The sequence below is a fragment of the Streptosporangium sp. NPDC000239 genome (genome assembly GCF_040300765.1).
GTDB lineage: Bacteria > Actinomycetota > Actinomycetes > Streptosporangiales > Streptosporangiaceae > Streptosporangium.
Genome location: NZ_JBEPEI010000032.1, coordinates 1 through 14,747, shown reverse-complemented (window position 1 = coordinate 14,747; position 14,747 = coordinate 1). Strand labels below are relative to the sequence as shown.

General features: G+C 69.5%; 15 protein-coding genes and 1 pseudogene. 9 read left to right on the top strand and 7 right to left on the bottom strand.

Annotated features, from left to right (window positions below):
• Positions 1–156 precede the first annotated feature (156 nt).
• Positions 157–852 (bottom strand): CBS domain-containing protein, encoded by a 696-nt coding sequence (locus ABT340_RS40680; RefSeq protein ID WP_352016289.1) that lies wholly within the window; start codon positions 850–852, stop codon positions 157–159.
• Positions 843–1,283, bottom strand: coding sequence for an Hsp20/alpha crystallin family protein (locus ABT340_RS40675; protein WP_352016288.1), 441 nt, complete (start codon positions 1,281–1,283; stop codon positions 843–845). The genes ABT340_RS40680 and ABT340_RS40675 overlap by 10 nt, the downstream gene beginning before the upstream one ends.
• Positions 1,284–1,554: 271 nt before the next feature.
• On the opposite strand from ABT340_RS40675, the gene ABT340_RS40670 reads away from it, so the two are divergent.
• Both ABT340_RS40670 and ABT340_RS40665 read left to right on the top strand, forming a co-directional pair.
• Entirely contained in the window at positions 1,555–2,109 is a 555-nt protein-coding gene (locus ABT340_RS40670; RefSeq protein ID WP_352016287.1) for a hypothetical protein, read from the top strand.
• Positions 2,110–2,195: 86 nt separating this feature from the next.
• Positions 2,196–3,896, top strand: a complete 1,701-nt coding sequence (locus ABT340_RS40665) for a sensor histidine kinase (RefSeq protein ID WP_352016286.1) — start codon at positions 2,196–2,198, stop codon at positions 3,894–3,896.
• Between the two features lie 141 nt (positions 3,897–4,037).
• Here ABT340_RS40665 and ABT340_RS40660 read toward each other — a convergent pair whose 3' ends face one another.
• From ABT340_RS40660 to mgtA, 4 genes are all read right to left on the bottom strand, one after another.
• Positions 4,038–4,298, bottom strand: coding sequence for a DUF4342 domain-containing protein (locus ABT340_RS40660; RefSeq protein ID WP_352016285.1), 261 nt, complete (start codon positions 4,296–4,298; stop codon positions 4,038–4,040).
• A gap of 131 nt (positions 4,299–4,429) precedes the next feature.
• Positions 4,430–5,119 (bottom strand): CBS domain-containing protein, encoded by a 690-nt coding sequence (locus ABT340_RS40655; protein WP_352016284.1) that lies wholly within the window; start codon positions 5,117–5,119, stop codon positions 4,430–4,432.
• Positions 5,120–5,402: 283 nt separating this feature from the next.
• On the bottom strand, positions 5,403–6,419 hold the full coding sequence (locus tag ABT340_RS40650; RefSeq protein ID WP_352016283.1) for a zinc-dependent alcohol dehydrogenase: 1,017 nt from the start codon (positions 6,417–6,419) through the stop codon (positions 5,403–5,405).
• Positions 6,420–6,823: 404 nt separating this feature from the next.
• Entirely contained in the window at positions 6,824–9,250 is a 2,427-nt protein-coding gene (gene mgtA / locus ABT340_RS40645) for a magnesium-translocating P-type ATPase (protein WP_352016282.1), read from the bottom strand.
• Positions 9,251–9,548: 298 nt separating this feature from the next.
• Here mgtA and ABT340_RS40640 point away from each other — a divergent pair, with 298 nt between their 5' ends.
• The 3 genes from ABT340_RS40640 (at position 9,549) to ABT340_RS40630 (ending at position 10,267) form a co-directional block, all read left to right on the top strand.
• Positions 9,549–9,830, top strand: a complete 282-nt coding sequence (locus ABT340_RS40640; RefSeq protein ID WP_352016281.1) for a hypothetical protein — start codon at positions 9,549–9,551, stop codon at positions 9,828–9,830.
• Positions 9,831–9,959: 129 nt separating this feature from the next.
• Positions 9,960–10,160: a hypothetical protein gene (locus tag ABT340_RS40635; protein ID WP_352016280.1), complete on the top strand. Its 201-nt coding sequence runs from the start codon at positions 9,960–9,962 to the stop codon at positions 10,158–10,160.
• Entirely contained in the window at positions 10,145–10,267 is a 123-nt protein-coding gene (locus ABT340_RS40630; protein WP_352016279.1) for a hypothetical protein, read from the top strand. Before ABT340_RS40635 ends, ABT340_RS40630 begins: the two co-directional genes overlap by 16 nt.
• 129 nt (positions 10,268–10,396) lie before the next feature.
• On the opposite strand, the gene ABT340_RS40625 is transcribed toward ABT340_RS40630, so the two are convergent.
• Complete coding sequence (locus tag ABT340_RS40625) at positions 10,397–10,894, bottom strand: GbsR/MarR family transcriptional regulator (RefSeq protein WP_352016278.1); 498 nt, start codon at positions 10,892–10,894, stop codon at positions 10,397–10,399.
• 48 nt (positions 10,895–10,942) lie between these two features.
• Here ABT340_RS40625 and ABT340_RS40620 point away from each other — a divergent pair, with 48 nt between their 5' ends.
• The 4 genes and pseudogenes from ABT340_RS40620 to ABT340_RS40605 form a co-directional block, all read left to right on the top strand.
• Positions 10,943–11,860, top strand: a complete 918-nt coding sequence (locus ABT340_RS40620; protein WP_352016277.1) for an SDR family NAD(P)-dependent oxidoreductase — start codon at positions 10,943–10,945, stop codon at positions 11,858–11,860.
• 211 nt (positions 11,861–12,071) lie between these two features.
• Positions 12,072–13,301 carry a cation:proton antiporter gene (locus ABT340_RS40615; RefSeq protein ID WP_352016276.1) on the top strand — a complete coding sequence of 410 codons (1,230 nt, stop codon included), beginning with the start codon at positions 12,072–12,074 and terminating at the stop codon, positions 13,299–13,301.
• Between the two features lie 14 nt (positions 13,302–13,315).
• Positions 13,316–14,656, top strand: a complete 1,341-nt coding sequence (locus tag ABT340_RS40610) for a TrkH family potassium uptake protein (protein WP_352016312.1) — start codon at positions 13,316–13,318, stop codon at positions 14,654–14,656.
• Positions 14,649–14,747, top strand: a pseudogene (locus ABT340_RS40605) (TrkA family potassium uptake protein); the annotation flags it as partial. The gene ABT340_RS40610 and the pseudogene ABT340_RS40605, both read left to right, overlap by 8 nt.

Genomic DNA, 14,747 nt, shown 5'->3' with positions numbered 1-14,747 from the left:
GCACCCGGTGGGGCGACCGAGCTCGGCCAGACGGCGGGCAATCGCAGGGCAGGCTCCAGCATCTGGTGAAGGTCTCCCGTACGCGTGGGTCCAGTGTGTGACCGTAGGCGGCAAGGCCGACCTCGACCAGCGTCCTTGCCGCCACGGGAGGTGGGGTCATCGATCCTGCGGAGCCGGGGCGTCGTCCTCGTCCCACTTCAGCTCGTCGATCACGTCGAGTACACCGTTCGTCATGGTCGCCATGTGTGCCGTGATCCGCGCGTCGCTGCGTCGTTTCACCCGTCCGGTCAGCCTCACGATCCCTCGATCCACCGACAGCGAGATCGTGGAGGCGTCCTGGCGTGGGTAGCGGCCCAGGACGTCTTCCTGGATCTCCCGGGCGATGTCGGCGTCCGGCCGGATGAGGATCTTTAGCAGGTCACGACGGCTGACGATGCCGACGAGCCTGCCCCGCCGATCGACGACCGGCAGACGTTTGATCCCGTTGGCGTCCATCAGCCTCATGGCGTAGGCGGTGGCCTGCTGTGGTTCGACCGTGACGGCGGGAGAGGTCATCACATCGGCGGCGGTGTTCTCGTGTGTCCTTTCACCGTTCTCCCCGAGGCCGATCGGATGAGATGGCCGGGTTCGCGACGCCGGCCTGCGTTCCTCGTGGTGGTAGCGGTCCTTGAGCTCCTGCTTCAGCAGCAGGTCGGCCTCGGAGACGACGCCGATGACGTGGCCGTCGGCGTCCAGTACGGGAACCGCGCTGACGCCGTGGGCGACGAGCGCCTCGGCGACGTCCTTGCACGAGGTGTCACCGCTGACCGACACCACCGTGCGGGTCATCACGTCGCCGACGTTCACGCGCATCGCTTCCTCCTGGGGGTGGGGTTCTCGACGGGGGTTCGCATACCGGGTCGCTCGACACGGGTGAGCCTCACGCTGACGGTGAGGATCCCCTTGGCGTACGTCGCCTTGACGTCCTTGGCGTCGGCTGCGGGGGGCAGCGCGATGGAACGGGAGAACGTGCCGTAGCGGAACTCGGTGCGGTGGCCGTCCCGGCCCTTGCGGCGGCGTTCGGCGCGGACGGTGAGCACACCGCCGGTGAGAGTGATCTTCAGGTCCTTGCCCGGATCGATGCCCGGCAGCTCGGCGCGCAGTACGTAGCGGTCGTCCTCGACGTAGTCCTCAAGCCGGATCGGCTGTCCTGCCGTGGGCCACGGCTCCGCCAACGGTGAGCCCGGCCGGCCGAAGATCTCAGGGAAGAGTCCCGTGGAACCCCCGCGCACCAGCGTGTTCATCTTCTTCACCTTCCGTGGGTGCCTTCACCTGAATCCCATCCCCGGGCGGCGCGGGGAAGTAGGGGCCGAAGTCCTCGCCGGAAGGACTTTCGGCAGAGGCCACCACCGGTTCCGGACGCGGCCCGGAACGGCCCGGACACGGCCACCGGCCGGTTCGCCGGTGGGGTTAGGTGAGGTCGAAGGTCCCTGCGGCTCAAGCCGTACGGCACTGCACACCGGACGTCGCAGCCGATGTGATGGGAAGCGACAAACCCCCCTGAAAGGAACGGTCATGGCCATCACCGCAGGACGCCGCGTTTCCCCTCTCGCTCCGCACAGCGCCGCCTCGTCCTCGGACGGCACGCACCGGGCCCGCTACGCCTGGGCCGCCGCCCGTATCGCGCTGGGGTGGGTCTTCCTGTGGGCGTTCCTGGACAAGACCTTCGGCTGGGGCTTCGCCACCCCGGCCGCCAAGGCCTGGGTCGCCGGTGGCAGCCCCACCACCGGCTTCCTCAAGGGCACCGGCGAGAACGCCCTTGGCGGCCTGTTCTCCGCCCTGGCCGGACAGGCCTGGGTCGACTGGCTGTTCATGCTCGGCCTGCTCGGCGTCGGCACCGCCCTGCTCCTGGGTGCCGGCATCCGCATCGCCGCCGCCGCCGGCACCCTGATGCTGCTGATGATGTGGGCCGCCGAACTGCCCCTGACCACCAACCCGTTCATGGACGACCACCTGATCTACTCGATCATCCTGATCGGGCTGGCTTTGGCGGGCGCGGGCGACACCTGGGGCGTCGGCGCCTGGTGGAGCCGCACCCCGCTGGTCCGCGCCTACCCGGTGCTCAGGTAGATGCCTGCTCGCAACCCCAACCCGCATCCCGGCGCCCGCCCTCTTGAGGGTGGGCGCTGTCATGTTTTGATGCCAGACTTCGGAACATGTCGATCGGTGAGTCTCGTTCGGTGTTCCCGCACATGCGGCTGGACGAACTGTTGTCGGAGCTTCAGACGCGGCTGGAGGCGGTGCTGGCCACGCGTGACCGCGTGCACGCGCTGCTGGACGCCGTCGTCTCGGTCGGCAGCGACTTGGACCTGGAGACCGTGCTGCGTCGGATCGTGGAGACCGCGACCACCCTGGTGGACGCCAGCTACGGAGCCCTGGGTGTAGTCGGAATGGAGAACACCCTGGTGCAGTTCGTCCCGGTCGGGCTGAGCGAGGAGGAGATCGCCCAGATCGAGCATTGGCCGCACGGCCTGGGCCTGCTCGGCCTGCTCATCAAGGAACCGCAGTCGTTGCGGATGGCCCGCATCTCCGACCATCCGGAGTCCTACGGGTTCCCGCCCGGCCATCCTCCGATGGGGTCCTTCCTCGGGGTTCCGATCCGGGTCCGCGATGAGGTGTTCGGCAACCTCTACCTCACCGAGAAACGCGGCGGTGCCGAGTTCGACGAGGAGGACGAGGCGATCGTCATCGCGCTCGCCACGGCCGCAGGCGTGGCGATCGAGAACGCACGCCTGTACGAGCAGACCCGCCGCAGGGAGACCTGGCTGGCGGCTTCCTCCGAGGTCACCACGAGCCTGCTGTCCGGCGCCGACCCACAGGAGGTCCTCACCCTGGTGGCGCAACGGGCCAGACAGATGATCGACGCCGACATCGTGGCGATTCTCCTGCCCGACGAGGCGAAGGAGAACCTCGATCTGGTGGTCGTGGACGGAGGGGACGCCGGACGACTCGCCCGTTCCCGGGTTCCCGTCGCCGGTTCGCTGGCAGGTCGAGCCTTCGTGAACGGCGACCCCTTCGCCATCAGCGATCCGGCGGGTACGGACGTCGCGACGATCTTCGAGGGGGTTGTGCCGATCGGATCTGCCGGTGCCGTGCCACTCGGTGCGGGCGCGGCGGTACGAGGCGTGCTGTCATTGGTCAGGCGTGTGGGCCGGATGCCGTTCGGCCAGGCGGAGCTGCGCCTGCTGCACGCCTTCGCGGGGCAGGCGGCGATCGCCCTGGAGTTGGCCGAGGCTCGGCAGGACGCCGAACGCCTGGGCCTGCTGGAGGATCGGGACCGAATCGCCAAGGATCTGCACGATGTGATCATTCAGCGGTTGTTCGCGGTCGCGATGACCTTGATGAGTACGGTGCGGCTGGTGGAGCGGCCCGAGGCGTCCGGCCGCCTGCAGGGCGCGATCGACGAGCTGGACGAGACCATCCGGCAGATCCGCTCCACTATCTTCGCGTTGCAGACGCCACGCCAGGCCGACGTTCCCAGTTTGCGTGCGCGCGTCGTCACCCTGGTGGAAGGGGCGCGTGATCGCCTCGGCTTCATGCCCGCCCTGCGGATGGAGGGCCACCTGGACAGTGAGGTGCCCGAACCGGTGGCCGAGCATCTGCTGGCGGTCCTGCGGGAGGCGCTTTCCAACCTGGTCAGGCACGCCGAAGCGACCAGGGCCGAGGTGTCGGCGCAGGTCGCCGACGGTCACATCACCCTGGCGGTGACCGACAACGGGGCCGGGCTGCCCTCCGGCGGCCGCCGCAGCGGCCTGCGCAACCTTGAGGAGCGGGCCGCGCAACTCGGAGGCTCCTTCACCGCCGAATCTCTCCCCGAGGGCGGAACCCGGCTGCTGTGGAGTGTGCCGCTGGGCTAACGGCGGATACGCCATCCGAAGCGCGTGGCCCCGCAGGTCATCGACGACGCCGAACCCGAGCCGAGCACCACCACCGTACGGCGCGGCGCCGAGCTGATGCGCTCCCTCAGCAGGGGGTGCGCGTGGCCGAGCAGCGGCGCGCTAGGCGATTTCGTCGCCTGGCTCGTCGCGTTCGACGTCGATGGACCACTCCGCGGCCAGTGCGGCCAGCGCGCCCACCGCGGTCACCGCGGGAGCGGCGATGAACGCCACCACCCCGACGGTGACCGGTATCTCCAGCACGGTGTGCCCGTGAGCGTTCTTCACGATGATCCGGCAGACGTTGCCCTCGTGGATGAACTCCTTGATCTTCTCGGCGAGCTCCGCTCCGCGGACCCGTACTTCTTCCTTCGTGACGGTCATCTCATGATCTCCTTGTCTTCCGGGGTTGCCTGCCTGGCACCAGCATGTCCGCTACGGCGCCTTGGCGACGGAGACCAAGGTCCCGCGGCCGCCGCCGATGGTCCCGCCGACCGGGACCGCTACCGGTCCGTTCACGCGGGGGAGCCGTCCTCGTCCCATCGGATCTCGTCGACGACATCGACCACACCGTTGACCCGCAGCGCCATGTGCGCGGTGAGCTGTGCCTCGCTGCGCTGTTCCATCCGGCCGGTCAGAGTCACCACGCCCCGGTGCACCAAGACCTTCACCTGGGAGGTGTCGGTCCACACAGAGCGGTCCAGAATGTCTCTCCGGATCTCCTCGGTGATCGCCGCGTCCGAGCGGAGGAAGACCTTGAGCAGGTCCTGGCGGCTGACGATGCCCTGCAGGACCCCGTTCTCGTCGACGACCGGCAGACGTTTGACGCCGTGCTCGTCCATCAGGCGTATCGCGTACACGATCGCGGACTGGGGGCGGACGGTGACGGCGGGGGAGGTCATCAGTTCGGCGGCGGTGTCACCGTGCGCCTTGGCCCTGCCCCGGTCCTGCTCCTGGGCGAGCCGGTGGCGCAGCCGGGCGCGCAGCGGTGGCTGGTAGCCCTCGCGGTAGTACTGCTCCTTGAACTCCTCCTTATGCAGTAGGTCCGCCTCGGAGACGACACCGATGACGTGGTTTCCGGCGTCGACGACCGGGACCGCGCTGACACCGTGGGCGATGAGCACCTCGGCGACGTCCTTGAACGGGGTGGCGCCGTCGACGGACGTCACCTCGCGGGTCATGATCTCGCTGACCTTCACGCGCATCGTGTCCTCCTTGGGGAGTGGGGGTTCCTTGTCCATCTCACTGCGCTTCCGGTCATGCGGGCAGGGCCGGAAGTCCTGCGTCGCCGGGATGTCGCGTCACCCCGGCGGGTCCTTGGTCTCTGCGGCGCCCGGTCGCTGATCCGGACGACGAGATCAGAGTCCGTCGCCGGAAGGGACCACCATGGAGACCGGCTGTCAACGGTCCGCGACGCTCGCCCAACCGGATGATCCAGAGCAGGCAGACGATGTTGCGGGCGCCGGCCGCGCCGCAGGAGAGGGGAGGTCACAGCTCGAAGACCAGCCGGGCCGGGACGGTGCTGTCGAGGACCTCGGTGAAGGAGGAGTTGATCTCCTCCAGCTTGCGGGTCTCGTAGATCACCCTGGTTCGCCCGGCGGCGTGCAGCCGGAAGACCTCGGCCAGGTCACCGCGGGTACCGACGATGGAGCCGATCACACTGATGCCCCCCAGGACGGTCTCGAAGATCGGCAGCTTCATCGCGTTGTCCTTGGGCAGGGAGACCAGCACCAGGCGGCCGCCACGTCGCAGGCAGGCATGGGCCTGCTCCAGTACGCGTGGGCTGGCGGCGAGCACGATCGCCACGTCGGCCCCGCCGAGGGCCTTGATCTCGGCGACCGGGTCACCGGTGGCGGCGTTGACGGTGTGGGCGGCTCCCAGTTCCTCGGCGAGCCGAAGCTTGTCGGCGGTGATGTCGACGGCGATGGTCTCGGCGCCGAAGATCTGCGCGTACTGCTGGGCGAGATGGCCCAGGCCTCCGATGCCGAAGATCGCGGCGCGCTCGGCCGGGCGTAGGCCGGATACCTTGACGGCCTTGTAGGTCGTGACGCCCGCGCAGGTCAGCGGGGCGGCCTCGGCGGGGGAGAGGCCGTCGGGGACCGGGACGACGTAGTCGGCGTGGGCGACGGCGTACTCGGCGTGGCCGCCGTCGAAGGCGTAGCCGGTGTTCTTCTGGGACTCGCACAGGGTCTCACGGCCGCTGACGCAGTACTCGCAGGTGCCGCAGGCGTAACCCAGCCACGGGATGGCGACGCGCTCGCCGACGGCGCGGCCGGTCACCGCGGAGCCGATCTCCTCGATGACGCCGACGCCCTCGTGCCCGGGAGTGAAGGGCAGCGCCGGCTTGACCGGCCAGTCACCGTGGGCGGCGTGGATGTCGGTGTGGCACAGGCCGCTGGCCTCGATGCGGACCAGAACCTGGTGGGGGCCGGGTTCGGGGACGGAGATCTCCTGGATCTCCAGAGACTTACCGAAGGCGGTGACGACGGCGGCGCGCATTTTCATGGTTTCGGTCCTCCTGGATGACTGCCTCCAGACTGTCGCCCGAGGCGGTTCGGAGGCAGAGGCGAAGGTCCTGGCCGCAGTGGACATCGGGCCCGTGCCCGCGAACAAGGAGCCTGGACGGGGGTCCCGCAGACCACCGCGCTGGTCGTCGGGAACGTCGTGGGCACCGGCTGTCCGGTCTGACCGAGACCGCGACCGGTGTTCCTGAGATGCGCGCGAGCACATCCTCGACGGCGGCCTCGACGAGCGGTGGTCCGTTCCGATGCCCGTTGGCGGAGCCGCAGCCGCTCGGCACCGGAAAGGCCGCCAGCGTGCCTGACCCGGCAGGCCGGATACACCAGCAGCAGGAACTGCCGGGGCGGGGAGATCCCAACCCGACGGCCGCTCGTGCTGCGGGCGTCCGGTCACACCGTCATGACGCGGTGGAACAGGCGCTTGGTCATCTCGTTGGCGGTGACGTACACGGCGGTGAGCGCGGCCAGTACGGCCAGCACGCTCCAGGGGAGCGGCACCAGGCCCAGCACCGCGGCGGCCGGAGTGTAGGGCAGGGCCACGGTGAAGGCCGCCACCAGGAGACTGGTCGACAACAGCGCGGGGGAGGGGCGGCTGCGGAAGAACGGGCGGGCGGTGCGCAGCACGAGCATGACGGCCAGTTCGGTGGCGGTGGACTCCACGAACCAGCCGGTGCGGAACAGGTCGGTGCCGGCGTTCAGACCCGCTCGCAGGATCAGGAACGTGGCGATGTCGAAAACGGAGCTCAGCAGGCCGAATATGATCATGAAGGTGCGGATCCGGGCGACGTCCCAGGAGTGAGGCCGCCGGAGCTGTTCCGGATCGACCGTGTCGGTGGCGATGGTGGTGCCCGGGATGTCGGACAGGAAGTTCAGCAGCAGGATCTGACGGGGCAGCAGCGGGAGGAAGGGCAGGAAGACAGCCGCCGCGGCCATGCTGAGCATGTTGCCGAAGTTGGCGCTGATGGTCACCCGGATGTATTTGAGGGTGTTGACCAGGGTGCGTCTGCCCAGCCGTATTCCGTCGGCGATGACCTTGAGGTCCTTGTCCAGCAGCACGATGGCGGCTGACTGCTTGGCCACGTCGACCGCCGTGTCCACCGAGATCCCGATGTCGGCGGTGTGCAGCGCCGGGGCGTCGTTGATGCCGTCACCCAGGAAGGCGACGGTGGCGCCCGAGGCGCGCAGCGCGGTCACCAGGCGCTGTTTGCGCCGGGGGTCCACCTCGGCGAAGACCTGGACGTTCGTCACGCGTTCGGCCAGTTGCCGGTCGGTGAGAGGGTCGATGTCGGCTGCGGTGAGCACGGGGCCGTCCAGCCCCACCTGGCGGGCGATCTGTCCGGCGGCCAGGCGGTTGTCGCCGGTGATCAACCGGACGGAGACGCCGAGCGCGGCCAGGTCACCGACGGCCTCGGCGGCGCCGGGCTTGACCGGGTCGTGGAAGGCCAGCAGCCCGGCCAGAGTCATGTCGCGCTCGTCGTCGGCGGTGACCGCCGATCGCCCGGGCAACTCGGCGGTGCACACCCCCAGAACCCGGAAGCCTGCGGCGCTGAGTTCGGCGAAACGCTGTTCCACCTGCCCGCGCACCGTCTCCAGCGCGACGACACGATCACCGACGCGGGCGGTGGCGCACACCTGGAGCACCGATTCCAGCGCGCCCTTGGTCACCAGGGTCGGCACTCCGGTGTGCTCGGCCAGCACCGACAGGCGCTTGCGCTGGAAGTCGTACGGCACCTCGTCCAGGCGCCCGCCCGCATCCAGCGGCGGCGCGCCTGCCATGATCGCCTGGTCCAGCGGGTTGACGAATCCGTGCTGCAGTCCGGCGTTGAGCCGGGCCAGTGCCAATACCCGCGCGCTGGGCGCCCCCTGGAGGTCGAGAGCGGCGTCCAGGCCGACCACACCCACGGTGAGGGTTCCGGTCTTGTCGGTGCACAAGACACTCATGGCGCCGAAGTCCTCGATCGCGTCCAGCCGTTTGACGATGACCTTCTCGGCGGCCATGCGCCGGGCGCCCGCCGAGAGGCTGACGGCGACGATCGCGGGCAGCAACTGCGGGGTGAGCCCCACCGCCAGGGCCAGCGAGAACAGCAGCGACTCCACGAACGGCCGGTGAAGCACCAGGTTGACGATGAAGATGGCGGTGACCAGCACGGTCATCGCCCGCACCAGCAACATGCCGAACGCGGTCATGCCGCGCTCGAACCCGGTGGCCACCTGACGGTCCGTCAGCCGCGCGCTGACCGCGGCCAGTTCGGTGTCCCGGCCGGTGCGCTCGACGTGTGCCAGGCCGCTGCCGCTGGCCACATGGGTTCCGGCGTACAGCGTCGCCCCGTCCGTCTTGTCCGCAGGGAAGGACTCGCCGGTCAGCGCCGCCTCGTTCACCAGCAGGCTGTGTGAATCACGTACGGTGCAGTCGGCCGGCACGATGTCCCCGGCACGCAGCACTACCAGGTCCCCGGCCACGATCTCCTCGGTGGGGACGGACTGCTCCCTGCCGTCCCTGATCACCTCGGTGTGGAGACGGATCTGATGCAGCAGCGCCTGGACCGCGTTGCCGGCCGAGCGTTCCTGCCAAAAGCCCAGCGCGCCGCTGGCCGCGACGATCACCATGATGATGAGCCCGTCGGCGAGGTCGCCCAGCACCATCGACAGCACCGTCGCCGCGATCAGGATCAGCACGATCGGGCTGGTGAACTGGGCCGCCAGCAGGCGCAGCCCTCGGTGCCCCTGTCCGGCCGCCACCCGGTTGGGGCCGTTGGCGGCCAAGAGCCGTTCGGCCTGCTCACTGCTCAGGCCCTCGGCCCCTATGGTCAATGTCACCTGGCGATTGTCTTACCGCAGGCAGTGGGGCTGTAGGGCCGAAATCCTCTCCCCGGCAGAGCAGTCGGGCATCGGATCGGTGAGGAACCAGGCCCTGTTCTGAGTCCTGTGTTCTGTATCGAACGTGTGATGAAGAGCTCACGACCCCGCTTGAGACGGCGGGGGTCGCAGAGCGGCACCAGGTGACCGAAATATGAGAAAGCGTTAGCTCCTCGGCTCCGGCATTTGATGGTCATCTTGAGATGATCACCCCGCCTCGCAGAGGAGCCCTTTGGTGAAAATCCACACGCTGCATGCCGTGGCAGCGCTTGCGCTCGCCTTCGGAGTCGGCGCTCTGCCCGGTGCCGCGTCGGCGACTGCCGCCGACACCGCCGCAACGTCCACCGCCGAGGCCCGTTCCTCTGCGTCCCTGCCACCGGACTGGTACCGCCAGGGCCCCTTCCCCTCCCAGGACGCCTGCTGGACGACCCGGCGGGAGGGCGCCGACCGTGGCGACCACACCTCGGCGAGCGGCTGCTACCACTACGACGGTGGCCAGGGCTGGCCGGCGGGCTGGTACTTCGACGTGTACCTCCCGTGATCCTCGGCGCAGCACAAACCGGTCCCGCTGTCCGGACCATGCGTCCGGAATATGGAAAGCCGTGAACTCCCCGCCCTCATCGATCGGTGGTCCTCTGAAGGTGTCTTTCCACCCGGCCGAGGAGCCGCCATGAAGATCCGCCGATTACCTGCCGCGCTACTCGCGACGGCACTGGGCACAGCCGTTCTGGTCGGCGCCGGGTCCGCGTCCGTCGGCTACCAGGCCGGAGCCTCAGCCGAGAGCCGCGCCTTCTCCGCCTTCGCTCCGCTGCCGCCGAACTGGTACTGGTCCAGCCGCTACGAGACCTCGGAAGCTTGCTGGGCCGGGTAAGGGACGCCGCCGAGAACGGCGACTTCACCGGGCTCGGAGGCTGCCGGTGGGACTCCGGCGACCGATACCGCCAGGCGGGCTATTACTTCCTCAAGTACATCCCCTGATCCCTGACGGGCGCGCCCCGGCCACCTGTGCTTTCGGCCCTTGGCCGCCCGCCCTCAAGCGAGCCCCTGCCCGAGAGCAGGGGTTTCCACCGTTCGGGCGCCTCCGATCACCCGGCTGGGGACGGCGGATCACCGCAGCGGGTCGGCCGCGGCGGAACCGTCGGGCGGGCGGGCGACACCGGCTCTCTCCGCCTCCCAGCGGTCGAGAAGCCTGGGGAACTCCCGTGCCATGAACGCGTACATGTCGCGCATGAGTTCCAGCCGGGCACGGGCCGCGGGATGGCCGCCCACCGCGCCGAGCCCTTGCTCGGCCAGTTCGGCGAAGGCGGTGAACTCGGTCATCTTCGCCCGGAACGCGCGCCCGAAGACGTCCTCGGTCAGCCGGTGGTGGTCCCGCCGTGCTCGCGGAGGGCGGTAGCGCTCGATGAGCCCGCCGTGCTCCAGCTGACGCAGGGCCACGCTCATGCTGCTCTTGGCGACGCCGAGTCGCCCGCACAGCCCCGGGGCGTCGAGGCCCTCACCGGTGTCGGCCAGCAGGCACCCGATCACGCGGCCGGACGTGCGGCTGAGTCCCAGCCGTTCGAAGTACAGCCCGGCACTCTCCACGAACTCCTCGACGGTCCCCATGCGATCATTCTATGCTGTTCGGAACGTTCCGAACAAAGAGGACTTTGTATGCCTCACCCTGAACCACTCACGATCGCCGTCACGGGAGCCAACGCCGGAATCGGCCTGCGAGCCGCACGCCGACTGGCCACGCAGGGACACCGTGTCCTGGCCCTGTGCCGCGACCCGCACCGCGGCCGGACCGCCCTGGAGACGATCAACGCCTCCGCGGCCCACCCCGCCACCCTCGTCGTGGCCGACCTCTCCGATCCGGTCTCCATCGGCGCGGCGGCCGACCGGATCTCCCGCGAGAACGACCGTCTCGACGTCCTGATCAACAACGCCGCGGTGTTCGACCAGACGATGCGCCGACCGGCCTTCACCGCATCCGGCCACGAGCTGTTCTGGGCGACCAATCATCTGGGGCCCTTCCTGCTCACCGCGCTCCTGAGCCCGCCGCTGGCCGCCGCCCCCCGCCCCCGGGTGATCAACGTCGCGAGCAAGGGACTGGTCACCATGCCGCGTATCGCCATCCGCTTCGACCACCTCGACGATCCCGCCTGGTACACCCCGACCAAGGCGTACTACCACGCCAAGCTCGCCCAGATCATGACCGGTTACACGCTGGCCCTGCGCACCCGCGGCGTCCTGGACGTCGCCTGCGTCCGCGTGCCCGCCGTACGGCTCGACGCCGACCGCATCGCGGCCCTGCCCTGGGCCCTGCGCGCGCTGTACGCGCCCAAGAACCGGTTCGCGGTCCCGGCGGAACGGCTGGGTGAGACCTACGCGACCCTGGCCACCCGCACCACCACCTGGCAGGAGCACGCCGACCCCGCGGCGCGGGGCAGAGCGGCGCTGCGCGGCGTCTACCTGGACGAGAACCTGCGGCCGGTCGACGCCCCCGCCTTCGCCTACGACGCCGACGCCCGCGAGCGGCTGTGGGAGGTGTCCGGAGACGCCACCGGCGACCCGTCCTGGGCCTGGTGAGGCCGCTTCACCTGATCGGCCTCCGGGAGCCCACCCGTCGCGACGCCGTACCCGTGGCTTGGAGGTTCATGGCTGCTGTTACGGTTGGGCACGGTGTGCCGGGAAGTCTGGTCGGCGAGGACGTATCCCTTTGGGCACAGGCGGAGGCACGGGCCATGCGGCAGCCGATGAACACCAGGTGTTTTGCCGGACTCCGATCGGCGGAACGCTGATGGACACACTCCTGATCTCGTTCGCGGGTCTGCTGCTGCTGGCGGTGCTGCTGTCCAGCCTGGCCCGCCGGACGATCCTGTCGACGGCGGCGTTGTTCCTGGTCGGCGGGTTCGTGCTGGGCGACGGCGTGCTCGGGGTGATCTCCCTGAGACCCGGCGACGAGCTCGTCGGCACGCTGGCCGAGCTGGCGCTGTTCACGGTGCTGTTCACCGACGGCATGCGGGTCGGCTGGAAGGACCTGAGCGGCGCCTGGAAGCTGCCGGGCCGGGCGCTGGGCTGGGGACTGCCGCTGACGCTGGTGGTCACCGCAGTGGGCGCGCACTACCTGATCGGCCTGGGCTGGACCGAGTCACTGCTGATCGGCGCGATCCTGGCCCCCACCGACCCGGTCTTCGCCGCCGCGCTGGTCGGCAACGACAAGGTGCCGCCCCGGCTGCGGCAACTGCTCAACGTCGAGTCCGGCGTCAACGACGGGCTGGCGTTGCCGTTCGTGATGTTGTTCCTGGCGGTCGCCGCCGGGTCGAAGGACCTGCACCTGGGAGAGCTGGGGCTGGAACTCGGCGTCGGGGTGCTGATCGGGGTCGTCGTCCCGTGGCTGGCCATCAGGCTGGAACAGACCCGGTGGTTCTCCGCCTCCACCGCGTACGAGCCCCTCAACGCCCTGGCCATCGGCCTGCTGGTGCTGGCGCTGGGCAAGGCGACGCACGGCAACCTGTTCCTGGCCGCGTTCTGCGCGGGCATCACCGTGGCCACCTTCGGCGAGCGGCAGCGTGAGTCGTTCGAGCACTTCGGTGAGTTGATCGCGGAGGTGTTCAAGCTGGCGGCGCTGCTGGTGTTCGGCGCGCTGATCAGCTGGCCGCTACTGGGCTCAGTCGGCTGGCGCGGCTGGCTGTTCGCGATCCTGGCGCTGGTACTGGCCAGGCCGGTGGCCATCTGGATCTCCTTCCTGGGGGCACGGCTGACGCTGCGGGAACAGGCCGCGGCGGCGTGGTTCGGACCCAAGGGGTTCGCCTCGGTGGTCTACGGCCTGATCGTGCTCGGCTCCGGGATCGTCGCGGCACAGGAGGTCTTCCAGCTGGTCGCGGTGACGATCGTGCTGTCGATCCTGCTGCATTCGTCCACCGACGTGGTGGTCGCGCGCTGGTTCGACGAGGAACGCGACGTTCCCGCCTGGTACGGCGCCGCCCGGCGACTGCGCGACCGGGTACGGGGGGAGTCCGCCTCGTGAGAGGGCGCGGGCGGGTGCCGGCGGTGCTGGATCGTCTCCGGCATCCGGCTCAGGTGGTCGTGACCGGTTTCGGGAGCGCGGTGCTGGTGGGTACCGCCCTGCTCGCGCTTCCGTTCGCCACCTCCTCCGGGGAGTCCGCCGGCTGGCTCACCGCGCTGTTCACCGCGACCTCCGCCGTGTGCGTCACCGGCCTGACGGTCGTCGACACGGTCTCGCACTGGTCGGTGTTCGGCGAGGTCGTCATCGCCGTGCTGATCCAGGTGGGCGGCCTGGGCATCATGACCCTGGCCACCCTGTTCACCGTTCTCGTCACCGGGCGGATCGGGCTGCGGGCCCGCCTGTTCGCCCAGGCCGAGACCAAGGCGCTCAACATGGCGGACGTACGGCGGGTGGTGCGCGACGTCGTGCTGTTCAGCCTCGCCTGTGAGTCGCTCGCCGCGATCGTCCTCACGGCGCGGTTCGCGACCGGATACGGCGAGTCGTTCGGCCGCGCGCTCTACCTCGGGATCTTCCACGCGGTCTCGGCGTTCAACAACGCCGGGTTCGCCCTGTGGCCGGACAACCTCACCCGGTTCGTGGCCGACCCGTGGGTGTGCCTGACGATCGCGGCGGCGGTGATCGTGGGCGGGCTCGGGTTTCCGGTGGTGTTCGAACTGCTGCGCTCATGGCGCCGTCCCGACCGCTGGTCGCTGCTGACCCGCATCACCCTGACGGTCACCGCGGTTCTGCTGGCGGCGGGCACCGTGGCCCTCACCGTCACCGAGTGGTCCAACCCGGCGACACTGGGGCCGCTCAGCGGTCCCGCCAAGGTGCTGGCCGGGTTCTTCGCCGCGGTGATGCCGCGCACAGCGGGCTTCAACAGCCTGGACATCGCGCAGATGTATCCCTCCAGCTGGCTGGTCACCGACTCGCTGATGCTCATCGGCGGCGGCAGCGCCGGGACCGCGGGCGGTATCAAGGTCACGACCTTCGGCCTGCTGGCGTTCGTCGTCTGGGCCGAGATGCGAGGTGAGAGCCGGGTGAACATCGGTCATCGCCGTCTGCCCGAGTCAGCGCAACGGCAGGCGGTCTCGCTCGTCGTGCTCGGTCTCTGCCTGATCGCCGTCTCGACCTACACGCTGCTCGTGCTGACCCCGCACAGCCTGGACCGGGTGCTGTTCGAGGTCATCTCGGCCTTCGGCACCGCCGGTCTGTCCACCGGAATCACGGCCGACGTCACACCCGCCGGTCAGCTGTTGCTCGTGCTGCTAATGTTCACGGGCCGGCTCGGGCCTCTCACCCTCGGTTCCGCGCTCGCCCTGAAGGAACGCACCCGCCGCTACGAGCTCCCCGAGGAGCAGGTCATCGTTGGCTGACAGGAGAGACGACCCGGTGGTGGTGATCGGGCTGGGCAGGTTCGGCACCTCGCTCGCCCTTGAGCTCGTCCGCCAGGGCACGGAGGTGCTG